General features: G+C 74.4%; 16 protein-coding genes and 1 riboswitch. Of the genes, 10 read left to right on the top strand and 6 right to left on the bottom strand.

The window, feature by feature from the left end; translation table 11 throughout:
* The first annotated feature begins 50 nt into the window (after positions 1-50).
* The 6 genes from ACFYXA_RS08330 to ACFYXA_RS08305 all read left to right on the top strand — a co-directional run bounded on the left by ACFYXA_RS08330 (position 51) and on the right by ACFYXA_RS08305 (position 5,200).
* The gene (locus ACFYXA_RS08330; RefSeq protein WP_389029676.1) at positions 51-1,307 is read left to right on the top strand and encodes a molybdopterin-dependent oxidoreductase; all 1,257 of its coding nucleotides are present in this window, start codon (positions 51-53) and stop codon (positions 1,305-1,307) included.
* A 44-nt stretch (positions 1,308-1,351) separates the two neighbouring features.
* The gene (locus tag ACFYXA_RS08325) at positions 1,352-1,807 is read left to right on the top strand and encodes a hypothetical protein (RefSeq protein WP_389029673.1); all 456 of its coding nucleotides are present in this window, start codon (positions 1,352-1,354) and stop codon (positions 1,805-1,807) included.
* Positions 1,808-1,936: 129 nt separating this feature from the next.
* Positions 1,937-2,674 carry a flavodoxin family protein gene (locus tag ACFYXA_RS08320; RefSeq protein ID WP_389029670.1) on the top strand — a complete coding sequence of 246 codons (738 nt, stop codon included), beginning with the start codon at positions 1,937-1,939 and terminating at the stop codon, positions 2,672-2,674.
* A 140-nt stretch (positions 2,675-2,814) separates the two neighbouring features.
* The gene (gene cbiE / locus ACFYXA_RS08315) at positions 2,815-4,092 is read left to right on the top strand and encodes a precorrin-6y C5,15-methyltransferase (decarboxylating) subunit CbiE (protein WP_389029667.1); all 1,278 of its coding nucleotides are present in this window, start codon (positions 2,815-2,817) and stop codon (positions 4,090-4,092) included.
* Positions 4,089-4,838, top strand: coding sequence for a precorrin-4 C(11)-methyltransferase (gene cobM, locus ACFYXA_RS08310; protein WP_389029663.1), 750 nt, complete (start codon positions 4,089-4,091; stop codon positions 4,836-4,838). The genes cbiE and cobM overlap by 4 nt, the downstream gene beginning before the upstream one ends.
* Entirely contained in the window at positions 4,832-5,200 is a 369-nt protein-coding gene (locus tag ACFYXA_RS08305; RefSeq protein ID WP_389029660.1) for a glyoxalase superfamily protein, read from the top strand. Before cobM ends, ACFYXA_RS08305 begins: the two co-directional genes overlap by 7 nt.
* Before the next feature lie 21 nt (positions 5,201-5,221).
* On the opposite strand, the gene ACFYXA_RS08300 is transcribed toward ACFYXA_RS08305, so the two are convergent.
* Entirely contained in the window at positions 5,222-6,379 is a 1,158-nt protein-coding gene (locus tag ACFYXA_RS08300) for a cobalt-precorrin-5B (C(1))-methyltransferase (protein WP_389029657.1), read from the bottom strand.
* An 18-nt stretch (positions 6,380-6,397) separates the two neighbouring features.
* Here ACFYXA_RS08300 and ACFYXA_RS08295 point away from each other — a divergent pair, with 18 nt between their 5' ends.
* Positions 6,398-7,162, top strand: a complete 765-nt coding sequence (locus ACFYXA_RS08295; RefSeq protein ID WP_389029654.1) for a cobalt-precorrin-6A reductase — start codon at positions 6,398-6,400, stop codon at positions 7,160-7,162.
* A 523-nt stretch (positions 7,163-7,685) separates the two neighbouring features.
* On the opposite strand, the gene ACFYXA_RS08290 is transcribed toward ACFYXA_RS08295, so the two are convergent.
* The 3 genes from ACFYXA_RS08290 to cobG are packed head-to-tail and all read right to left on the bottom strand — an operon-like array spanning position 7,686 to position 11,127.
* Positions 7,686-9,176 carry a precorrin-2 C(20)-methyltransferase gene (locus ACFYXA_RS08290; protein WP_389029651.1) on the bottom strand — a complete coding sequence of 497 codons (1,491 nt, stop codon included), beginning with the start codon at positions 9,174-9,176 and terminating at the stop codon, positions 7,686-7,688.
* Entirely contained in the window at positions 9,173-9,844 is a 672-nt protein-coding gene (locus ACFYXA_RS08285; RefSeq protein WP_389029648.1) for a precorrin-8X methylmutase, read from the bottom strand. Before ACFYXA_RS08285 ends, ACFYXA_RS08290 begins: the two co-directional genes overlap by 4 nt.
* Positions 9,841-11,127, bottom strand: coding sequence for a precorrin-3B synthase (gene cobG, locus ACFYXA_RS08280; protein ID WP_389031616.1), 1,287 nt, complete (start codon positions 11,125-11,127; stop codon positions 9,841-9,843). The genes ACFYXA_RS08285 and cobG overlap by 4 nt, the downstream gene beginning before the upstream one ends.
* A 101-nt stretch (positions 11,128-11,228) precedes the next feature.
* Positions 11,229-11,306: riboswitch (cobalamin riboswitch) on the top strand.
* A gap of 52 nt (positions 11,307-11,358) precedes the next feature.
* Here cobG and cobN point away from each other — a divergent pair.
* Together cobN and ACFYXA_RS08270 are read left to right on the top strand one after the other, a co-directional pair.
* The gene (cobN, locus tag ACFYXA_RS08275; RefSeq protein ID WP_389029644.1) at positions 11,359-14,946 is read left to right on the top strand and encodes a cobaltochelatase subunit CobN; all 3,588 of its coding nucleotides are present in this window, start codon (positions 11,359-11,361) and stop codon (positions 14,944-14,946) included.
* Positions 14,947-15,058: 112 nt separating this feature from the next.
* Positions 15,059-17,527, top strand: a complete 2,469-nt coding sequence (locus ACFYXA_RS08270; RefSeq protein WP_389029641.1) for a SpoIIE family protein phosphatase — start codon at positions 15,059-15,061, stop codon at positions 17,525-17,527.
* Between the two features lie 36 nt (positions 17,528-17,563).
* Here the strand turns inward: ACFYXA_RS08270 and ACFYXA_RS08265 are convergent, their stop codons facing one another.
* Together ACFYXA_RS08265 and ACFYXA_RS08260 are read right to left on the bottom strand one after the other, a co-directional pair.
* Entirely contained in the window at positions 17,564-19,990 is a 2,427-nt protein-coding gene (locus tag ACFYXA_RS08265; protein ID WP_389029638.1) for a SpoIIE family protein phosphatase, read from the bottom strand.
* 114 nt (positions 19,991-20,104) lie between these two features.
* Positions 20,105-20,707, bottom strand: a complete 603-nt coding sequence (locus ACFYXA_RS08260; protein ID WP_389029635.1) for a TetR/AcrR family transcriptional regulator — start codon at positions 20,705-20,707, stop codon at positions 20,105-20,107.
* 220 nt (positions 20,708-20,927) lie between these two features.
* Here ACFYXA_RS08260 and ACFYXA_RS08255 point away from each other — a divergent pair, with 220 nt between their 5' ends.
* The gene (locus tag ACFYXA_RS08255) at positions 20,928-21,938 is read left to right on the top strand and encodes a patatin-like phospholipase family protein (protein WP_389029632.1); all 1,011 of its coding nucleotides are present in this window, start codon (positions 20,928-20,930) and stop codon (positions 21,936-21,938) included.
* Positions 21,939-21,955: the final 17 nt, after the last annotated feature.

Here is a 21,955-nt window from a genome sequence, read left to right as displayed (position 1 = left end):
TCATGAGTCGCACACCCCCGCACCGCCCCTTCCGCGCCTACGGTCGGCGCATGGCACGGTTCCCCTCCTCTCCCGGTTTCTGGCGCAGCCCGGTGCGCGGCCCCCGGTTCACCTCGGTGCTCGGCCTGGTGCTGCTCGCGGGCATCATCGTGCTGTTCCTCACCGGGCTGCTGTCGTACGCCGCCTACAACCCCGGCCTGTCGCCGGTGAACGACAAGACCCCCGGCAAGGGCCTCCTCGGCTTCTACCTCTTCCCCTGGCCGACCGACCCGCCCTGGCTGTACCGGCTCACCCAGGGCGTCCACGTCACCCTCGGCGTCACTCTCGTCCCCGTTCTGCTCGCCAAGCTCTGGTCGGTGGTGCCCAAGCTGTTCGCGCTGCCGCCGGTCCGCTCGCTCGCCCACGCCCTGGAGCGGGTCTCGCTGCTCCTGCTGGTCGGCGGCGCGCTGTTCGAGTTCGTGACCGGCCTGCTGAACGTGCAGCTGGACTACGTCTTCCCCGGCTCGTTCTACCCGCTGCACTTCTACGGCGCCTGGGTGTTCTTCGCCGCGTTCCTCGCGCACGTGGCGCTCCGGGCGCCGGCCGCCCTGCGCAACGTGCGGCGCATGCGGGAGGGGGAGGGGGCACAGGAGGAGGCGGGCGGGGAGCCGGACTTCCCGCTGGTCACCCCGCGGCCCGCCGACGCCACGGTGTCACGGCGCGGGGCGCTGTGGCTGGTCGGCGGCGGCTCGCTCCTGCTGTTCGCGACCACCGTGGGGCAGAACACGGACGGCTTCCTGCGCCGTACGGCCCTGCTCGCGCCGCACGGCGCCGACCCGGGCAGCGGCCCCGGGGGCTTCCAGATCAACAAGACGGCCGCGTCGCGCGGCATCACCGCGTGGGAGACGAGCGAGGAGGTGTGGCGGCTGGCCGTCACCGGGCCCGCAGGTACCGTCCGGCTCAGCCGCGCCGACCTGCTGGCCCTCCCGCTGCACAGCGCCGCCCTGCCCATCGCCTGTGTCGAGGGCTGGTCGACCTCCGACCAGTGGTGGCGGGGCGTGCGCCTGCGGGACCTCGCCGTCCTGGCCGGGTACGACGAGCACACGGCGCCCGACGTCCTGGTGCAGTCCCTCCAACGGCACGGAGCCTTCCGTACGGCCGCCCTGCGGGCGAACCAGGTGCGCGACCCCCGCTCCCTGCTCGCCCTCGACGTCAACGGCGAGCCGCTGACCCCCGACCACGGCTACCCGGCACGGATCATCGTGCCCGCCGCGCCCGGCGTGCTGAACACCAAGTGGGTGGCCGAGTTGACCTTCGGGGACCTGTGACGAACGGAAGCGAGCCCGGTGACGACATGAAGAAGGGCCCTGCCATGAGAAGACCTCCGCTCGGAAGCCCGCTCCACATCCTGCTCCTGGTCTGCTCGTTCGCACTCGCCGGATACGCGGGCGTGCGCCTGCTGTCCGGAGACCGGCTCGGCATCGCACTGTGGTTCGTGGGCGCGGCGGTGCTGCACGACCTCGTCCTGCTGCCGCTGTACGCGTCCGCGGACAGGGCCCTCACCGGCGTCCTCGGCGCGGCCGGCCACCGGGAGCGGACGATGTACATCCGGGTGCCGGCCGTCCTGTCCGGCCTTCTGCTGCTGGTGTGGTTCCCGTTGATCAGCGGCCGGACGGCTCAGCGCTACGAGTCCTCCACCGGCCTGCCGGCCGACGGCTTCCTCACCCGCTGGCTGCTGATCACCGCCGTCCTGTTCGGCGGGTCGGCGCTGCTGCTCCTGCTGAGACTGCGGGGTGCGGCGAAGCGGCGGCCGCCCACCGTGCGCTGACGCGGCCTCACCGGCGGGCGCCCGCGGCCGGTGCCCGGATGGAGGTGCGTCGCAACCGGGCGGCGCCCCCGCCCCGGGAGACGCTGACACCGGCACCCCCACCTGTTCGCTCTCCCCCCGGAGCCATCCGTGACAGCATCGCCCGCCCCGTCCACCGAGGACGGCCCCCGCTTCGACGACCTGCGCGCGCTCTTCGTCAACTGCACACTGAAGCCGTCCCCCCAACTCAGCCACACCCAGGGGCTCATCGACATGAGCCGGTCCCTCATGGAAGCGCAGGGGGTGACCACGGAACTCGTCCGCGCGGTCGACCACGACATCGCGACGGGCGTCTACCCCGACATGACCGAGCACGGCATCGCCACCGACGCCTGGCCGGCCCTGTACGAGCAGGTACTGGCCGCGGACATCCTGGTGCTCGCCGGGCCCATCTGGCTCGGCGACAACAGCTCGGTCACCAAACGCGTCATCGAACGCCTCTACAGCTGCTCCAGCCTGCTCAACTCCCGCGGCCAGTACGCCGACTACGGGCGTGTCGGCGGCTGTCTGATCACCGGCAACGAGGACGGCGTCAAGCACTGCGCCATGAACGTGCTCTACAGCCTCCAGCACCTCGGCTACACCATCCCGCCGCAGGCCGACGCGGGCTGGATCGGCGCGGCCGGACCCGGCCCCTCGTACCTGGACCCCGGCTCGGGCGGCCCGGAGAACGACTTCACCAACCGCAACACCGCCTTCATGACCTGGAACCTGATGCACCTGGCGGCCCTGCTCAAACGCGCCGGGGGAGTCCCGGCCCACGGCAACCAGCGCACGGAGTGGGACGCCGGTTGCCGGCCGGGCGCGGACAACCCCGAACACCGCTGAGCGGCGCGGGCGGCCGGGGACGCCACGACCGTCGCGCCGGGGCGGCGGAAAGCCGTGCGAAGCGGCCCCCGAGCAGGTGGGGGCCCTGCACCGCCCAGTAGAGTGCGCCCCTGTTGCCCCCGAACCACGAGGTAAGCGCAGTGAACCCCGCACGACCAGGACCGCCGCCCGCCGTCGCCGCCGTCACGGTCGTCGGGATCGGCGCCGACGGATGGGCGGGGCTCCCCGACGCCTCGCGCGCCGCGCTCGACGAGGCCGAGGTGCTCATCGGCGGCCCGCGCCAGCTCGACCTGCTGCCAGAGCGGTGCGCCGGACAGCGCGTCGCCTGGCCCACGCCCCTGCGCCCGGCCGTCCCCGCACTCCTCGCCGCGCACGCGGGCCGCCGCATCGCCGTCCTCGCCAGCGGGGACCCCATGTTCTACGGCATCGGACGCGCCCTCGCCGAGGAGACGGGCGGCGACGCCCTGCGCGTCCTGCCGCACCCCTCCTCCGTCTCCCACGCCGCCGCCCGCCTCGGCTGGCCCCTGGAGGACGTCGAGGTCGTCACGCTCGTCGGCCGCCCCGCCGCCCGCCTCGCCGCCGCCCTGCATGACGGCCGGCGTCTCCTCGTCCTCAGCGCGGACGCCCGGACCCCCGGCGAGGTCGCCGCCCTGCTGCGGGACCGCGGCTTCGGACCGAGCCGCGTCCGTGTCCTGGAGCAACTCGGCGGCCCGCGCGAGCACATGGACGGCGAGACCACCGCCGACGCGTGGGAGGAGCCGCGGCCGCCCGGCGACCCCCTCAACATCGTCGCCGTCGAATGCCGCCGCGCCCCCGGCGCCCTGCGGCTCGGCGCCGTCCCCGGGCTCCCCGACGAGGCGTACGAACACGACGGGCAGCTCACCAAGCGGCACGTCCGCGCCGCGACGCTCGCCGCCCTCGCCCCCGCACCCGGCGAACTGCTGTGGGACGTCGGCGGCGGCTCCGGCTCCATCGCCGTCGAATGGATGCGCACCCACCCCTCGTGCCGCGCGATCACCGTCGAACGCGACCCCGTGCGCGCCGCCCGCATCACCCGCAACGCCGACCGGCTGGGCGTGCCCGGGCTGCGCGTCGTCACCGGCGCCGCGCCCGCCGCCCTCGCCGAACTCCCGCCGCCCGACGCCGTGTTCATCGGCGGCGGACTCACCGCCCCCGGCCTCCTCGACGCGTGCTGGCAGGCGCTGCCCGACGGCGGTCGGCTCGTCGCCAACACCGTGACGCTGGAGTCGGAGGCCCTGCTCGCCGGCGCCTGCCGGCGGCACGGCGGGGAGCTGGTGAAACTGGCCGTGGCGCACGCCGTGCCCGTCGGCGGCTTCACCGGATGGCGGCAGGCGATGCCGGTGACCCAGTGGGCCGTGCACAAGACCCCCGACCCGTCCTCAGGAGCAGACAGATGACCGTGTACTTCATCGGCGCCGGCCCCGGCGCCGCCGACCTGATCACGGTGCGCGGCGCCCGCGTGCTCGCCGCGAGCCCGGTCTGCCTGTACGCGGGGAGCCTCGTCCCGCGCGAGCTGCTCGCCGAATGCCCGCCCGGCGCACGGCTGGTGGACACCGCGCGACTCGACCTGGACCAGATCGTCGCCGAACTGGTCCGTGCGCACAAGGAGGGCCACGACGTGGCCCGGCTGCACTCCGGGGACCCCTCGGTGTTCAGCGCGGTCGCCGAGCAGATGCGGCGGCTCGACGCGGCCGGCGTGCCGTACGAGGTCGTACCGGGCGTGCCCGCGTTCGCCGCGGCGGCGGCCGCCCTCAAGCGGGAACTGACCGTGCCGACCGTCGGCCAGACCGTCATCCTCACCCGCATCGCCCAGCAGGCCACCGCCATGCCCGAGGGGGAGGACCTCGCCACCCTCGGCCGCAGCGGCGCGCTCATCGTGCTGCACCTGGCCGTCCGCTACGTCGACCGCGTGGTCGGCGAACTCCTCCCGCACTACGGCGCCGACTGCCCGGCCGCCGTCGTCGCCTACGCCTCCCGCCCCGAGGAACTCGTCATCCGCGGCACGCTCGACGAGATCGCCGGCAAGGTGAAGGAGGCCGGCGTCCTGCGCACGGCCGTCATCATGGTCGGCCGCACCCTCGCCGCCGAGCACTTCCGCGACAGCCACCTCTACTCCCCGGACCGGGACCGCCACACATGCTGAGCGACGGGAGCGACGCGGGCGGCCGGCACGAAGAGGTCGTTCCGATCCTGCGCGTGCAGGACGCGGCGGCCGCCGTCGGCTGGTACGCGCGGCTGGGCTTCCGGCAGCAGTGGGAGCACCGGTTCGAGCCCGGCCTGCCCGTGTTCACCGAGGTCGCCCGCGGACGCGTCCGGCTGTACCTGTCGGAGCACGAGGGCGACGCCCGGCCCGACACCCTGCTGTACCTGCGGGTCGGCGATCTCGACGCGGTGGCCGCGGAGTTCGGCGTACGGGCCGAAGAGACGCCGTGGGGGCGCGAGCTGTGCCTGACGGACCCGGACGGCAACCGCCTGCGCGTCGGCCCGGTCGTCGCCGGTGACTGACCCGGCCGCCGCCGGGAGCGGTCAGGCGACCGTGCTGCGGCCGACCACCGTCCCCGCCCGGTCGATGCAGACGACGTCCACCGCGACGGGCGCGCCCCGCAGCACGGCCAGCGCCTGGTCGCGGGCCGCCGTCGCCACCAGGTCGCCCAGCGGCACCCCGGCCGCCAGGCACAGCTGGAGCGCGGCGAGCCCCGTGTTGGCGTCGGCGACCTCCGCCGCCAGCGCCTCGTCCGCGCCGCCGCGCCGGGCCAGTTCGGCGAGGAAGCCCTTGTCCACCTGGGAGCGGGCCGAGTGCAGGTCGAGATGGCCCGCGGCCAGCTTGGAGAGCTTGGCGAAGCCGCCGCACACCGTGAGACGGTCGACGGGGTGCCGGCGGACGTACTTCAGCACCGCCCCCGCGAAGTCGCCCATGTCGAGCAGGGCGTCCTCGGGCAGGCCGTACTCCGCGACGACCGTCCGCTCCGACGTCGACCCGGTGCACCCCGCGACATGCGTGCGCCCCGCCGCACGCGCCACGTCCACGCCCCGCCGGATGGAGTCGATCCACGCCGAGCACGAGTACGGCACGACGATGCCGGTCGTGCCCAGGATGGACAGACCGCCCAGGATGCCGAGCCGGGGGTTCCACGTGGAGCGGGCGATCTCCTCGCCGTGGTCCACGGAGACCGTGATCTCCACGTCCGACGTGCCGCCGTGCCGCGCGGCGACCTCGGCGACGTGGTCGCACATCATCCGGCGCGGCACCGGGTTCACGGCGGGCTCGCCGACCGGCAGCGGCAGACCGGGCCGGGTGACCGTCCCGACCCCCGGGCCGGCCCGGAAGACGACCCCGGAACCCGCGGGCAGCCGCCTGACCGTGGCCCGCACCAGCGCGCCGTGCGTGACGTCCGGATCGTCGCCCGCGTCCTTCACGATCCCCGCCATCGCGTACGCCTCCGTCAGCTCCTCGGCCGCCAGCGCGAAGGACGGCGTCTGCCCCTTGGGCAGCGTGATCGTCACCGGGTCGGGGAACTCGCCGGTCAGCAGCGCGGTGTACGCGGCCGTCGTGGCCGCCGTCGCACAGGCGCCGGTGGTCCAGCCGGGCCGCAGCCCCGTGTGCTTCAGCTGCGCTGTGCGACCGCCCTTCGCCTCGCCGACGCCCTGCGCCCCGGCCTCGCCGGTGCTCTGTGACTCGCTCATGAACGGACCTGGACTTCCATGCACGTACTGATCCTCGGCGGCACCACGGAGGCCCGCCGCCTCGCCGAACTGCTGCACGGCGCACCCGGGTTGCGGCTGACCAGCTCCCTCGCGGGGCGGGTCGCCAGTCCCCGGCTGCCGCCGGGCGAGGTCCGCGTCGGCGGCTTCGGCGGGACCGAGGGCCTGACCGCGTGGCTGCGCGACAACGCCGTCGACGCGCTCATCGACGCCACCCATCCTTTCGCCGGGACCATCAGTTTCCACGCGGCGCGAGCCGCCGCCACCGCCCATGTTCCCCTGCTCGCGCTGCGCCGCCCCGGCTGGGTCCCCGTGGCGGGCGACCGCTGGCACGAGGCCTCCTCGCTTGAGGAGGCGGCGGGGTTGCTGCCCGGGCTGGGGGAGCGGGTCTTCCTGACCACGGGGCGCATGGGCCTCGCCGCCTTCGCGGACCTCGCCGACCTGTGGTTCCTCGTCCGTTCCGTCGACGCGCCCGAGCCGCCGCATCCGCCCCGTATGGAGATGCTGCTCGACCGGGGCCCCTTCACCCTGGACGGCGAACGCGAACTGCTGCGCCGGCACCGGGTCGACGTGCTGGTGACGAAGGACAGCGGGGGAGCGGCCACCGCGCCGAAGCTGGCGGCGGCGCGGGAGGCGGGAGTTCCGGTGGTGGTGGTCCGGCGCCCGAAGTCCCCCGAGGGAGTCCCGGTGGCGACGACTCCGGAGCAGGCGGCCCGCTGGGTCACCGAACGCCTCGGCCGGTCCCCCGGCCCCCGGCCGTCCTGACGTCCGCGCGCCCCGGGGCGTCCGGCCCCGGCCGCCCTGACGTCCGACCGCCTGCCGGACGGTACGGGCCGGTTGCATCCGATGCCGACGAGGAAACGGGCGAAAGCGACCGGGAGCGGCTGGCACCGACCGGAACCAGCCGAAACAGACGGGAAACGGCCGCCGCAGCCGGAGGCGTCCCGCGCCGTTGGGATCCGGGTGACACAGGCTGGGAGCGGCTGGTGCCCACGGCGGAAGCGGCTGGCGCCGGCCGGTGGCGTCCGGCGCCGGTCGGACACGCCCGGCACCCGGCGGACGCCGACCGAAAGTATCCGGTGCTGGCGGCAAACGGTTGGCATCGGCTGGGAGCGGCTGGTGCCGACTGAAAGCGCCCGGCACCGGCCGGAAGTATCCGGCACCGGCGGGATGCGGCCGACACCGGCCCGGAACCCGCGCCGGCGAGGAAAGGCCGGCGCCGACCCGGAGCAGCCGGCGCCGGCCGTGAGCAGCCGGTGTCGACCGCACGCGCCCGGCGCCGCACGCCTCATGCCTCCGGGTACCGGCGAGGCGTCCAGACGATCTGCTCGCCGTCGCCGCGCCGCACGGCGCGCGTCTGGGAAGAGCCGACCAGCAGGATCGTCCGCATGTCGACCTCGGCCGGATCCAGGTCGGCGAGCCGCACGATCCGCACGCTCTCCCCGGAGCCGCCCACGTCCCGCGCGACCACGACCGGGGTGTCCGGGTCGCGGTGTTCCAGCAGCAGCTCGCGGGCCTTGGCCACCTGCCAAGTGCGGCTCTGCGAGCCCGGGTTGTACAGGGCGAGCACCAGATCCGCCGAGGCCGCCGCGCGCAGCCGTTCGGCGATGACCTCCCACGGCTTGAGCCGGTCGGAGAGCGAGATCGTGGCGTAGTCGTGCCCGAGCGGCGCACCCGCGCGGGCGGCGGCCGCGTTGGCGGCGGTCACGCCCGGCAGCACGCGCACCGCGACGTCCTCGTACTCCTTCTGCGAGGCGACCTCCAGGACGGCCGTCGCCATGGCGAACACCCCCGGATCGCCCCCGGAGACGACGGCGACCCGCCGTCCCCGCCGTGCCAGGTCGAGCGCGAACTCGGCCCGCTCCGACTCGACCCGGTTGTCCGAGCCGTGCCGCACCTGCCCGGCCCGCACCGGCACCCGGTCCAGGTATGTGGTGTAGCCGACGAGGTCGTCGGCGGCGGCGAGCGCGCCCCGCGTCTCGGGCGTCAGCCACCGCGGTCCGGCCGGCCCGGTCCCGACGACGACCACCTCGCCGCGCTCACGCGCTGCCGGCCGCTCCGCGTCGACCTGGCTCGGCAGCACGGCCACCGAGAAGTACGGCACCGACTCCTCGTCCACGTCGGCGAGTTCACCGACCCGCTCCCCGGCCATGGTGGCCCGCTCCACGTACCGGGCCTCACCCAGCCGGCCGGAACTCTCCATCGCCCGGCGGACCTTGGGGAAGGTGCGGCCCAGCTTCATCACCACCGCCACGTCCGTCGCGGCGAGCCGCGCGGCCAGCTCCTCCTCGGGAAGCGTGCCCGGCAGGACGGTCAGCACCTCCTCGCCCTCGACGAGGGGCGCGCCCAGCCGGGCGGCGGCGGCCGACACCGAGGTGACCCCGGGGATCACCTCGGTGTCGAAGCGGTCGGCGAGCCGCTTGTGCATGTGCATGTAGGAGCCGTAGAAGAGGGGGTCGCCCTCGGCGAGGACCGCGACGGTCCGCCCCGCCTCCAGGTGCGCGGCGAGCCGGGCCGACGCCTCGGCGTAGAAGTCGTCGATGGCGCCCGGGTAGCCGCCCGGGTGGTCGGTGGTCTCCGTGGTGACCGGGTAGACCAGCGGCTCCTCGACGTGGTCGGCGCGGATGTGCCGCGCCGCGATCGAGCGGGCGATGGACCGGCCGTGCCGGGCGCTGTGATAGGCGATCACATCTGCCTCGGCGATGACCTCGACGGCCCGGACGGTCATCAGGGACGGGTCGCCGGGGCCCAGCCCGACGCCGTAAAGCTTCCCGCTCACTCTTCCTCGCTCGCGATCGCGTTGAGCGCGGCGGCGGCGAGGGCGCTGCCGCCCCGGCGCCCGCGCACCACCAGGTACTCCAGGCCGGACGGGTGCGCGGCCAGCGCGTCCTTGGACTCGACGGCGCCGACGAACCCGACGGGCACGCCGATGACGGCGGCGGGCCGGGGCGCGCCCTCGTCCATCATCTCCAGCAGCCGGAACAGCGCGGTGGGCGCGTTGCCGACGGCGACCACCGAGCCCTCCAGCCGGTCCCGCCACAGTTCCATCGCGGCGGCGGTGCGGGTGGTGCTGAGCTCTGCGGCGAGCCCCGGCACGGACGGGTCGGACAGGGTGCACAGCACGTCGTTGCCGGCGGGCAGCCGCTTGCGGGTCACTCCGCTGGCCACCATCTGCACATCGGTGAAGATGGGCGCGCCCGAGCGCAGGGCCTCACGGGCGCGGGCCACGACGGTGGGCGTGCAGTCCAGGTCCCGTACGAGGTCGACCATGCCGCAGGCGTGGATCATCCGGACCGCGACCTGGCTGACGTCGGCGGGCAGACCCTCGAGGTCGGCCTCCGCCCGGATGGTGGCGAAGGACCGGCGGTAGATGGCCGCGCCGTCCTTCTCGTACTCGTACTTCGTCACGGTGTTCTTCTCACTGCTCTCGGTCGTCGTGCGGCTCATGCGGTGATCGCTGCCAGGGCGGTGGCGAGTCGGGAGGGATGGTCCAGGGTGGTGGTGCGGGGCTCCTGCCCGGTCACGGCGGTGGAGAGCAGATAGCCGCCCCCGGGTGCGGCGACCACGTCGATCCGGTCGCCCCGGGGATGTCCGCAACGGCGTTCGCACCCCGACCAGTACAGGGGGAGGCCGGCCGGGGCGAGGGCCGCGCGGGCCTCGGTCGCGTCGGCCTGCACGTCGGCCCGGGACCTGCCGCATCCCGGCCGGCCGATGCAGGCCCCGACGCGCATCCAGGGCGAGCCGGGATCCGTGACGAGTCCGGCGGCCGCGAGACGGGCGAGGGAGGCGTCGACGTCCGCGCGCGGTGTGGGAAGAACCACACCGCGCCAGGGCGTGAGGCGCAGCTCGCCGACGGCGACATCGGTCAGCTCCCGCCACTGACGGGCCGCGAGGCGACCGAAGGGGACGTGCGCGGACAGCCCGGCGCCGGCGGCTCCGGGAGGCGGCCCGCCGGTACGGCCGGCGTCCCGGGGGCACCGCTCGTGACCGATGCCCTCGCCCGCGAGCCGACGGCCGACGAGATCGACGAACGAGCCGTCCGAGCAGGGGAGTTCGTCCACCCGCCAGACGCCGGTCCCCGTCGCCCGCACGGTCTCGAGGAACGTCTCGGCGGCCGCCAGTGCGGCACGCGGCGCGTCCTCGGCGGACACCAGCAGCGCCTCGCGGGCCGACCCGAGGCCGAGTTCCGCGCGGCCGTCCGCCGTCGCCCGGAGCGTGACGTCCGCGTCGAGCCCGGCCACGTCCCCGCGCCCGTCGTCGAGCGCGAACAGGAAACGCCCCGACAGCGCCCGCGCCGGCTCGCTCGCGCACAGCGCCGCGTCCAACGCCGTCAGCCACGGCCGTACGTCGAGCCGGCCGCGTCCGTCGAGACCGGACAGCGGGGAGGCGACGATGTTGCGGACCCGTTCGTGACCGGGCGAAGGGAGCAGCCCGGCGGTGTCCAGCAGTGCGGCCAACTCCCCGCCGCAGTCAGTTCCCAGGCCTCGCACCTGCACGTTCCCCCGCGAGGTCAGGTGCAGTTCGCCGTCGCCCAGCCGGGCCGACGCCTCGGCGAGCGTCCGCGCCTGCCGTACGGTCAGAACGCCGCCGGGGACACGGATCCGGGCCAGCGCGCCGTCGTCCGCCGTGTGCAGCCGCAGCGAACCCGGGCAGGCGTCACCGCGTTCGCGTGAGGCCGGCGGGGCCTGGGGCGATGAACGAAGGTCAGCCGTGGACATGGCGGCGAGCATACCCACCATCAGGCACGATGCACCCGGGGCCCTCTTGCCCCGCCCCCTACTATGCTCCTTGGCGGATCACCCGATCCGCTCACGCCAAGACGGCGACAGGGGAGGAAGCCCGGTGCGAATCCGGCGCGGTCCCGCCACTGTGAGCCCGGCCACGGACAGGCCGGGCGAGTCAGGAACTCCCGCCGTCCGACACCGCCCGGGGCGCGGACCCCGAGGAAGGCCAGACGACGCATGATCCTTCTGCTGTCGACGTCCGACACCGACCTGCTCAGCGCCCGTGCGGCCGACGGCCCGGTCCGCTACCGCTTCGCCAACCCCGCCCGGCTGCCCCTGGACGACCTGCCCGCCCTCCTCGACGGCGTCGACCTGGTCGTGGTACGCCTCCTCGGCGGGCTGCGCGCCTGGGAGGAGGGGCTCGACCTGCTCCTCGCCGACGGCCGCCCGGTCGTCGTCCTCAGCGGTGAACAGGCCCCCGACGCCCAGCTCATGGCCGCCTCCACCGTCCCCGTCGGCATCGCCGCCGAGGCCCACGCCTACCTCGCCCACGGCGGCCCCGCCAACCTGGAGCAGCTCGCCCGGTTCCTCTCCGACACGGTCCTGCTCACCGGCCACGGCTTCGACGCCCCCGCCGCCGCCCCCACCTGGGGCCCGCTGCCCCGGGAGGCCGGGGAGAGCGACGGCCCGACCGTCGCCGTGCTCTACTACCGCGCCCACCACATGAGCGGCAACACCGCCTTCGTCGGCGCCCTGTGCGACGCCGTCGAGGACGCCGGCGGCCGGCCGCTGCCCCTGTACGTCGCCTCCCTGCGCGCCCCCGAGCCCGAGCTGATCGAGGAACTGCGCGCCGCCGACGCCATCGTCACCACCGTCCTCGCCGCCGGCGGCACCAAGCCCGCCGAGGCCTCCGCGGGCGGCGACGACGAGTCCTGGGACGCGGGCGCGCTCACCGCGCTGGACGTCCCGATCCTCCAGGCCCTGTGCCTGACCGGCTCGCGCGCCGACTGGGCGGACAACGACGAGGGCGTCTCCCCGCTCGACGCGGCCAGCCAGATCGCCGTACCCGAGTTCGACGGCCGTCTGATCACCGTCCCGTTCTCCTTCAAGGAGATCGACGAGGACGGACTCCCGGCCTACGTCGCCGACCCCGAGCGCGCCGCCCGCGTCGCCGGGATCGCCGTACGCCACGCGCGACTCCGCCACATCGCCAACGCCGACAAGCGCCTCGCGCTCGTGCTGTCCGCCTACCCGACCAAGCACTCCCGGATCGGCAACGCCGTCGGCCTGGACACCCCCGCCAGCGCGGTGGCCCTGCTGCGCCGGCTGCGCGAGGAGGGCTACGACTTCGGCGGCGCCGACATCCCGGGCCTCGCCTCCGGCGACGGCGACGAGCTGATCCGGGCGCTGATCGAGGCGGGCGGCCACGACCAGGCCTGGCTCACCGAGGAGCAGCTCGCCCGCAACCCCGTCCGCATCCCAGCGGCCGACTACCGCCGCTGGTACGCCACGCTCCCCGAGGAGCTGCGCACCTCGGTCGAGGAGCACTGGGGTCCGCCGCCCGGTGAGATGTTCGTCGACCGCAGCCGCAACCCGGAGGGCGACATCGTCCTCGCCGGCCTGCGCTACGGGAACCTGCTGATCCTCATCCAGCCCCCGCGCGGCTTCGGCGAGAACCCCATCGCCATCTACCACGACCCCGACCTGTCGCCGTCCCACCACTACCTGGCCGCCTACCGCTGGATCGCCGCACGCGCGGACGACGGCGGATTCGGCGCCGACGCCATGATCCACCTGGGCAAGCACGGCAACCTGGAGTGGCTGCCCGGCAAGAACGCCGGACTGTCCGCCGCCTGCGGCCCCGACGCCGCCCTCGGCGACCTCCCCCTGATCTACCCGTTCCTCGTCAACGACCCCGGCGAGGGCACCCAGGCCAAGCGCCGCGTGCACGCCACCCTCGTCGACCACCTCGTCCCGCCGATGGCCCGCGCCGACTCCTACGGCGACATCGCGCGCCTGGAGCAGCTCCTCGACGAGTACGCCCAGATCTCCTCCATGGACCCGGCGAAGCTGCCGGCGATCCGCGCCCAGATCTGGACCCTCATCCAGGCCGCAAAGCTCGACCACGACCTCGGCATGGACGACCGCCCCGACGACGACGGCTTCGACGACTTCCTCCTGCACGTCGACGGCTGGCTCTGCGAGGTCAAGGACGCCCAGATCCGCGACGGCCTGCACGTCCTGGGCGCCCCGCCCGCCGGCGCCGACCGCGTCAACCTCGTCCTCGCCATCCTGCGCGCCCGCCAGATCTGGGGTGGCGCCAGCGCCCTGCCCGGTCTGCGCGAGGCCCTCGGCCTGGACGAGTCGGCCGCCACCCGCACCACCGCCGACCAGGCGGAGGAGCAGGCCCGCGCCCTGGTCCAGGCGATGGAGGACGCCCACTGGGACCCGGCCGCCGTCCCCGCCGAGCACGGTGAACAGGTCGCCGCCATCCTGGAGTTCGCCGCCCGCGAGGTCGTCCCGCGACTGGCGGCCACGACCGGCGAACTCGACCACGCCGTCCACGCGCTGAACGGCGGTTTCGTCCCCGCGGGCCCCTCGGGCTCCCCGCTGCGCGGCCTGGTCAACGTCCTGCCGACCGGCCGCAACTTCTACTCCGTCGACCCCAAGGCCGTCCCGTCCCGGCTCGCCTGGGAGACCGGTCAGGCCCTCGCCGACTCGCTCCTGGAGCGCTACCGCGCCGACAACGGCGACTGGCCCACCTCCGTCGGCCTGTCGCTGTGGGGCACGAGCGCCATGCGCACCGCCGGCGACGACGTGGCCGAGGCCCTCGCCCTGCTCGGCGTCCGCCCCGTCTGGGACGACGCCTCCCGCCGTGTGACGGGCCTCGAAGCCGTCCCCGCCGAGGAGCTGGGCCGGCCCCGCATCGACGTCACCCTGCGCATCTCCGGCTTCTTCCGCGACGCCTTCCCGCACACCGTCGGCCTGCTCGACGACGCGGTGCGCCTGGCGGCCGCGCTGGACGAACCGGCCGAGGCCAACCACGTGCGGGCCCACGTCCAGGCGGACCTGGCCGAGCACGGCGACGAGCGCCGCGCCACCACCCGTATCTTCGGCTCCCGGCCGGGCACCTACGGCGCCGGCCTGCTCCAGCTCATCGACTCCCGCGACTGGCGCACCGACGCCGACCTCGCCGAGGTCTACACCGTCTGGGGCGGCTACGCCTACGGCCGTGAACTGGACGGCCGCCCGGCTCGCGAGGAGATGGAGACGGCGTACAAGCGGATCGCGGTGGCCGCGAAGAACACCGACACCCGCGAGCACGACATCGCCGACTCCGACGACTACTTCCAGTACCACGGCGGCATGGTGGCCACCGTCCGCGCCCTGCGCGGCACCGCCCCCGAGGCCTACATCGGCGACTCCACCCGGCCCGAGACGGTCCGCACCCGCACCCTCGTCGAGGAGACCTCGCGCGTCTTCCGCGCCCGTGTCGTCAACCCCAAGTGGATCGAGGCGATGCGCCGCCACGGCTACAAGGGCGCCTTCGAACTGGCCGCCACGGTGGACTACCTGTTCGGCTACGACGCCACGACGGGCGTGATCGCCGACTGGATGTACGACAAGCTCACCGAGACCTACGTCCTGGACCCCGCCAACCGCGAGTTCCTCCAGGAGGCCAACCCCTGGGCGCTGCACGGCATCGCCGAGCGGCTGCTGGAGGCGGAGTCGCGGGGCATGTGGGAGAAGCCCGACCCGGCGGTGCTGGAGGCGCTGCGCCAGGTGTACCTGGAGACGGAGGGCGACCTGGAGGGCGACGACTGACCGTCGTCACCGCGCGCCGCCCCATGGGGGACCGTGGTCGCCGACCTGCCGCTGTCGTCAGCATTTAAGCTGATTCATGCTGGCGGGACGTCGCCCATGAGGACGGGAACCTGTGGCAGACAGCAAGTGGCGCACTCGCGGTCTGCACGGCACGCACGAGGCCGTGCAGACCGGGGCGCTGCCTTTCCACGCCCAGGGACTGGCCGCCGCCCGCGCCGCGGCCCAGGGCGCGGCTCTCGTGGCGGCCGCCCTCGGCATGATGGGCCTGGTCGGCTGGACGATCGGCAGCGACCTGCTGAAAACCGCCCTCCCCGCCGCCCACGCGTCCATGAAGCCCAACACCGCCGTGGCGCTGACGACGCTGGGGCTCTCCCTCGCCGCGGTCATCCGAAGACCCGTCGACCGCAGGATGACCGCCGCGGCCCGTGTCGCCGTGGTCCTGGTCGTGGTGATCTGCGTGCTCACCGCCGTGGAGTACCTCACCGGGGCGAACCTGCGCATCGACGAACTCCTCTTCCAGGAGAGGGCGCCCGACGGAATCGCGGCGCCCGGGCGGATGGCGCCGAACACGCTCGTCGCCCTGCTCCTCGCGAGCGCGGCGACACTGTGCGCGAGCGCGCCCCGGCTGCCCGCCTGGACGAGTCAGATCCCGGGTCTGGTCGTGGCCGCCGCCGGAATGATGCGCCTCTACGGGTTCGCCTACCGCGTGCCCCAACTGGAGCGGTTCGGCGACTACGCGCGCATGGCCCTGCACACCGCGCTCGCCCTGGTGCTGCTGGGCGTCGCCTCCTTCCTGGCCCGGCCCGGCGAAGGATCGGCCGCGCTGCTGACCAACGCGGGCGCCACCGGCGCCCTGGGACGCCGGCTGATCGTCACCACCGTCGTCGCCCCGCTGCTGCTCGGCATGGCGACCCTGGCGGGGGAGGACGCCGGGCTGTACGGGCCGCGTATGGGGACCGCGCTGCTGGTCTGCGGCCACGTCGTCGTGTTCACCGTGGTCATCTTCGCGACCTTGGCCGTGGGCGCCCGCACCGAGGTGGCGCACGAGCGCGCCCAGTGGCAGGTGAGGCAGAACGAACTGCTGCAGGCGATCATGGACCACACCCCCGCCACGGTGTTCGTCAAGGACCTCGAAGGCCGCTACCTCGCCGTGAACACGACGTTCGAGGAGAGCACCCGCCTGCCCCGCCGGCACGTCCTGGGCCGCCGCGACCAGGACGTCTTCCCGTCCGAAGCGGCGCACCGGGCACGGGCCGCCGACCTCGACATGCTCGAAAGCGGATCCCCCGTGCAGCGTGAGGAACGCATCGTGCTGCCGGGCGGCCCGCGCGACGTCCTCACCAGCCTCTTCCCGCTCAGGCAACCGGACGGCACGCCCTACGCCGTGTGCGGAGTCGTCACCGACGTCACCGAACGCGTCGCCGCCCAGCACGAGGCGGAGCGCACCAACCGGCGCTTCCTCGCCCTCCTGGAGTCCGGCCCCGACGCCACGCTGATCACCAACGGCCACGGCACCATCGTCATGGCCAACGCCCAAGCCGAACATATGTTCGGCCGTCTGCCGGTCGACCTCGTCGGAGCCAGCGTCGACGAACTCGTGCCCGGCCCGCACCGCGCACGGCACAACGCCCTGCTGCGCCGCTACCTCCGGGCGCGCCGCCCCCGGCCGGCCGTGCTCGGCACGGGCCTGTACGGACTGCACAGCGCCGGCCGGGCCTTCCCCGTGGAGGTGAGCGTCAGCACCTTCCAGGCGGAACGGGAAGTGCTGGTGTTCCTCACCGTGCGGGACATCACCGAACGCAGGCAGATCGAGCGCGAACGCGCCGAACGCTACCAACAGCACCGGCGCATCGCCTACACGCTGCAGCACAGCCTCATGGGGGAGCCGCCCCGACTGCCCGGGCTGCCCAGCGCCCACCGGTACCTGGCGTCCGCGCAGGACCCCGGGGTCGGCGGCGACTGGTTCGACATCATCCCGCTGGACAAGACCCGCACGGGCGTCGTCATCGGCGACGTGATGGGCCGGGGGCTGGAAGCGGCCGCCGTCATGGGGCAACTGCGCGCGGCGTCCCACGCGCTGGCCCGCACGGGCATCCCGCCCGGACGGCTCATGAGCGGACTGGACGCCTTCGTCAGCGACCTGGCCGACCAGCTCGTCACCTGCCTCTACCTGGTGATCGACCACGACGCCCACCAGGCCACCCTGTGCTCGGCCGGACACCTGCCCGTCATCGCGCTGCGCCCCGAGGACGCCGCCCGCCCGCTGGCGACCCACGTGAACGTGCCGCTGGGCGCCAACGAGGTGCGCGGCGAGGGCGCGCCGTACCGCGTGACGACGCACCCGCTGCCCCCGGGCACCGCGCTCGCCCTCTACACCGACGGACTGGTCGAACGGCCCGGCACTGACCTCGACGCCCAGATCGACGTCCTCGCGCACACCCTGGGCAACGTGCTGACCTGCCCGGCCGCGGACCCGGGAACGCTCGACCGGGCGGCGGCCCTGCTGGTCGACACCCTCATCCCGGACACCTCGGCGCACGACGACGACGTGACCCTGCTCCTCATCGGACTGCCCAAGTAGCAGGAGTCCCCGCGAAGGCGTCCGTCCCACCACGGGCTACGTCAGCGCCTGCTCCGTCCAGATCGTCTTGCCCTGCGGCGTGTAGCGCGTGCCCCAGCGCTGCGCGACCTGCGCCACCAGGAACAGCCCGCGCCCGCCCTCGTCGGTGTGGCCCGCCCGCCGCATGCGCGGCGAGGTGTTGCCGGCGTCGGACACCTCGACGGTGAGGACGCGGTCGTGGATCAGCCGGAGCGAGATGGGACCGTGCGCGTGCCGCATCGCGTTGGTGATCAGCTCACTGACGATCAGCTCCGTCGTGAAGGCGAGATCGGCGAGCCCCCACCGGGTCAGCTGCGCCATGGCCCGGCGTCTGGCCTCCGCCACGGCCGACGGAGTGGACGGCACGTCCCAGGAGGCCACCCGGTCGGGGCTCAGGGTGCGCGTCCGCACCACGAGGAAGGCCACGTCGTCCCGGGGGCGGTCGGGCAGCAGAGTGCGCACCATGGTCTCGCAGATCTCCTCCAGCGGCCGGTCGGGATGCGCCAGCGCGAACGACAGCCGCTCCAGCCCCGTGTCCACGTCGTGGTCGTGCGCCTCGATCAGCCCGTCGGTGAAGAAGGCGAGGACGCTCCCCTCCTCCAGCTCGATCTCGACCGACTCGAACGGCAGGCCCCCGAGGCCCAGCGGGGGACCGGCGGGGACGTCGAGGAACCCGACGGGCTCGCGCATGTGCGCGATCCCCGGGCTCGGATGCCCGGCGCGCGCCAGGCACAGCTTGTGCACGATGGGGTCGTACACCGCGTACACGCATGTCGCGCCGACCACCACCGGCCCCTCGGCGCTCGCCTCGGCCTCCTCGGCCAGCCGCAGGACGAGGTCGTCGACGTGCGCCAGCAGTTCCTCGGGAGGCAGGTCCATGTCGGCGAGCGTCTGCACGGCCGCGCGCAGCCTCCCCATGCTGGCCGCCGCGTGGATGCCGTGCCCCACGACGTCCCCCACCACCAGGGCGACCCGCGCCCCGGACAGCGGGATCACGTCGAACCAGTCCCCGCCCACGCCGGCCTCCGCGTCCGCCGGAAGATAGCGGTACGCCACCTCGACGGCCGTGTGATGGGGCAGCGCGGGGGGCAGCAGACTGGTCTGGAGCGCAAGTGCCGCGCTGTGCTCGCGGGCGAACCGCCTGGCGTTGTCCACGCACACCGCCGCCCGGGCGGACAACTCCTCGACGAGGAGCAGATCGTCCTCGTCGAACGGATCGGGGTTCTCCCAGCGCAGCAGGGTCACCACCCCCGCGGTCACACCCCGCGCCCGCAGCGGCACCGCCATGTGGGAGTGCACCCCTATCCGCACGAACGCGGTCCGCCGCAGCGGATCGTCGCTCAGCCAGCGCGTCGAAGGCGTCACCGCCGCCGTCCGCACCGACCTGCCCGACGCCAGGCACCGGCTCTGCGGCGACCACGCCGGATACCGGGTCGCGGCGCCGACGTCCACGACCACCTCCGGGTGATCGGCGCGGATCGACAGGTGGGCGGCGCGGACCAGACCGCCATGACCGCTCCGGTCACCGGGCGGCACGGGCTCCCGACCGTCCCGGACGCCGTCGAGCAGGTCCACCGCCGCGAAGTCGGCGACCCGCGGTACCAGGATCTCCGCCAGTTCCGCGACGGTGCGCTCCAGGTCCAGGGTGCTCCCGATGTGTTCACTGGCCTCGTTCACCAGCAGCAGCCGCTGGCGCGCGCGGTCCTGGTCGTCGAAGTCGACCGCGCTCTGGCACACCCCCACGGTGGCGCCGGACCCGTCGCGCAGCGGCACGGACGACCGCATTCTCAGCCGGGCCTGCAGAGGCAGGCGTGATCCGGGCGACGGCGTCACATGCTCGAACGACGACACGGTCTCACCCGCGGTCAGCGCCTGCCTGGCCTGCCGCTCCACTGCCGGCGCCAACTGCCCGCCGACGCCCGCCGGACGCGGCGCGAGCCCCTGCTCCGACGGCTGGACGTCCTCCATGCCGGCCAGCAGGCCGTTCACCCAACGGCAGCGCAACTGCGTGTCGAGCACGGCCACCCCGATCGGGGAACCGTGGAGCAGACCCCGTACCGCCGCCTGGCGCAGATCCCACTGACGCTGACTGGCGGCGGGGCACGCCGCGACGAGCCAGCCGTCCCGCCCGCCGTCCGCAGGCAGGGCGCGGACCTCGAGCGCCAGCTCCACCCGGTGACCCTCGCGGTGACGCACCGAGACCTTCCCCGCCCAGTGGCCGTCCGCCGGCCGTCCGAACCGCCGGACGGCGGCCGCGGCCTCGTCGTCGAGCAGGGACAGCGCCGGACGGCTCAGCACGTCGGACGCCTTATGACCGAGCAGGTCCTCAGCCGCCGCGCTCCAGTACTCGACGCACCCGTCCGCGTCCACGACCGCCAGCGCGACGGTCGACAGGCCCAGCGGATCGCCCCAGCCGCCGTCCGAGGGCACGCCCACAGCACCCATGTCCCGGTCCCATCCACAGACAGGCCCCTGTCCCCAGACTCTCACACCGACGCCGCGCAGGACGGCCGGGAGCGGGCGGCCGGCCGCACGGAAGTGCCCCGCCCGCACAGGGTTTCAGGACCGCCCGGAGTCCAGCCCCAGAACGAGGCGCAGGGTGTCGGTCAGCACCGCCGTGGGGACCGACGGGTCGGCCACCCGCTGCACCCCGAGCCCGATGCCGAGGCTCAGCAGCATCGTCGCCGCCCGGTCGGCGGGCACGGCGAGCCGGACGCCCGCCTCCTCGGCCAGCGCTTCGAGAAGCCCGGCCAGCACCTCGCGGATCATCTCCGCACGGGCCGTCATCTCCCCCCGCAGCTCGTCGTCATGACGCGCCCTGGTGAGGAACTCGACCTCGAACGTCGTCCACGCCTCGTCGCCGATGTGCGCCTCGCCCCAGGCCGTGAACGCGGCGAGACGGCTCTCCACCGCCCCCGTGCCCATCACGGATTCGGTGAGCAGGGCCAGCTGCTCGGCACGGATGTCGTCGAGGACGGCGAGACAGAGGCGGTCCTTGTTGCGGAAGTTCGAGTACACCGCGCCCTTGGAATAGCCGGCCGTCTCCGCGACGTCGCTGAGCGAGGTGGCCGCGTACCCCTTGCGCAGGAACAGCGTCCGCGCGGTCGCGACGAGCCGCTCGCGCGTGAGCTCCTGGCTCTCGACGCGGCTGAGGCGGGCCATGTCCTGTGTCCTTCTCCCCTTGGTCCGTCCTGCCCGGCTTCCCGGGAAGCCTCTCCGACTGGCTCACGAATCCTATCCCCGCGCGCTCTGTCCCCGGGTTTCCAATACCGCTAGTATCCGGATTCCGACGGTATCCCGCCGGTGCCTTCCCGGCGCCCGGCCGGTGGCGCACCGGCGCGCCACCGCGTCCCGACCGAAGAACCGAAGAGCGGAGCGGCCAGTGACCGCGCACGGCACGCAGACCCCACCCTCCCGAGGCCTGGTACTGGGCTGCGGCGGCACCCTCGGCACCGCCTGGACCGTCGCCGCCCTGCACTCGCTGCGGCAGGCCACCGCATGGGACCCCCGCGACGCCGACGTCCTGGTGGGCACCTCGGCCGGCGCGGAACTCGCGGCCCTGCTGGGCGCGGGCGTCGGCGTCGACGAACTCCTCGCCGCACAGCTGGTGCCCCTGCAGGCGACGTTCGGGCGAACGTCGCCTGCCGCGGCACCAGCCACCGCCTCCGCCCGGCCCGACCTGGTACGGCACTTCGCACACCCGCCCCGCCGGACACCACCGCGGCCCGCACTCATGCTGGGAGCGCCCCGGCTCGCCGCACGCGCCCTCACCGGTGCCGTGCCCGCCCTGACCGGCCTGCTGCCCCGAGGCCGCGGCGACGCCACCTGGCTGGCCGCCCTCGCCGACCGCCTCGCGCCCGACGGCGCCTGGGTGAGCCACCCCGCGACCTGGCTGGCGGCGACAGACCTCGACACCGGCCGCCGCACCCTCTTCGGTCACCCCGACGCCCCGAAGGCCGCCCTGCGCGACGCACTCCGCGCGTCCTGGGCCATCCCCGGCTGGTTCCCCCCGGTGCGCGTCGACGGCCGCCTCTACGCCGACGGCGGCATCAGCTCACCGACCTCCGCGGACCTGCTGGCGGACCGCGGACTCGACGAGGTGTACGTCGTCGCGCCGATGAGCTCGGCCGCTCCGGGCCGCCGTACCGGACTGGGCCGGGCGGAAGCGGTGCTGCGCCGCGTCATGACCGGCGTGCTGAACGCCGAATGCGCCGCACTGCGAGCGGCCGGCACCCGCGTGATCCGCGTCGAACCCACCGCCGCCGACCTGGACACCATGGGCGGCAACTTCATGGACCCCCGGCGCCGCCCGGCGGTGCTGGAGACAGCGCTGCGCACGACACGAGCGACGGTCCGCGACGCCCTCACGGCAACGCCCGCACCGCGCAGCTGAGTTCACGTCACCGTCCC

Origin of the sequence: Streptomyces sp. NPDC002566 (genome assembly GCF_042889585.1) — a bacterium.
GTDB lineage: Bacteria > Actinomycetota > Actinomycetes > Streptomycetales > Streptomycetaceae > Streptomyces.
Note: the sequence above shows the minus strand (reverse complement) of the source record. Positions and strands in the feature narration are given on the sequence as shown.

Excerpts from the sequence above, each read along its gene's own strand:
- ACFYXA_RS08285 (WP_389029648.1), bottom strand. The coding sequence starts at position 9,844 with ATGAGCCGCACGACGACCGAGAGCAGTGAGAAGAACACCGTGACGAAG.
- ACFYXA_RS08260 (WP_389029635.1), bottom strand. The coding sequence starts at position 20,707 with ATGGCCCGCCTCAGCCGCGTCGAGAGCCAGGAGCTCACGCGCGAGCGG.
- ACFYXA_RS08295 (WP_389029654.1), top strand. The coding sequence starts at position 6,398 with ATGCACGTACTGATCCTCGGCGGCACCACGGAGGCCCGCCGCCTCGCC.
- ACFYXA_RS08265 (WP_389029638.1), bottom strand. The coding sequence starts at position 19,990 with ATGGGTGCTGTGGGCGTGCCCTCGGACGGCGGCTGGGGCGATCCGCTG.
- ACFYXA_RS08325 (WP_389029673.1), top strand. The coding sequence starts at position 1,352 with ATGAGAAGACCTCCGCTCGGAAGCCCGCTCCACATCCTGCTCCTGGTC.
- cobG (WP_389031616.1), bottom strand. The coding sequence starts at position 11,127 with ATGCTCGCCGCCATGTCCACGGCTGACCTTCGTTCATCGCCCCAGGCC.
- ACFYXA_RS08330 (WP_389029676.1), top strand. The coding sequence starts at position 51 with ATGGCACGGTTCCCCTCCTCTCCCGGTTTCTGGCGCAGCCCGGTGCGC.
- cobM (WP_389029663.1), top strand. The coding sequence starts at position 4,089 with ATGACCGTGTACTTCATCGGCGCCGGCCCCGGCGCCGCCGACCTGATC.
- ACFYXA_RS08300 (WP_389029657.1), bottom strand. The coding sequence starts at position 6,379 with ATGAGCGAGTCACAGAGCACCGGCGAGGCCGGGGCGCAGGGCGTCGGC.
- cobN (WP_389029644.1), top strand. The coding sequence starts at position 11,359 with ATGATCCTTCTGCTGTCGACGTCCGACACCGACCTGCTCAGCGCCCGT.
- ACFYXA_RS08305 (WP_389029660.1), top strand. The coding sequence starts at position 4,832 with ATGCTGAGCGACGGGAGCGACGCGGGCGGCCGGCACGAAGAGGTCGTT.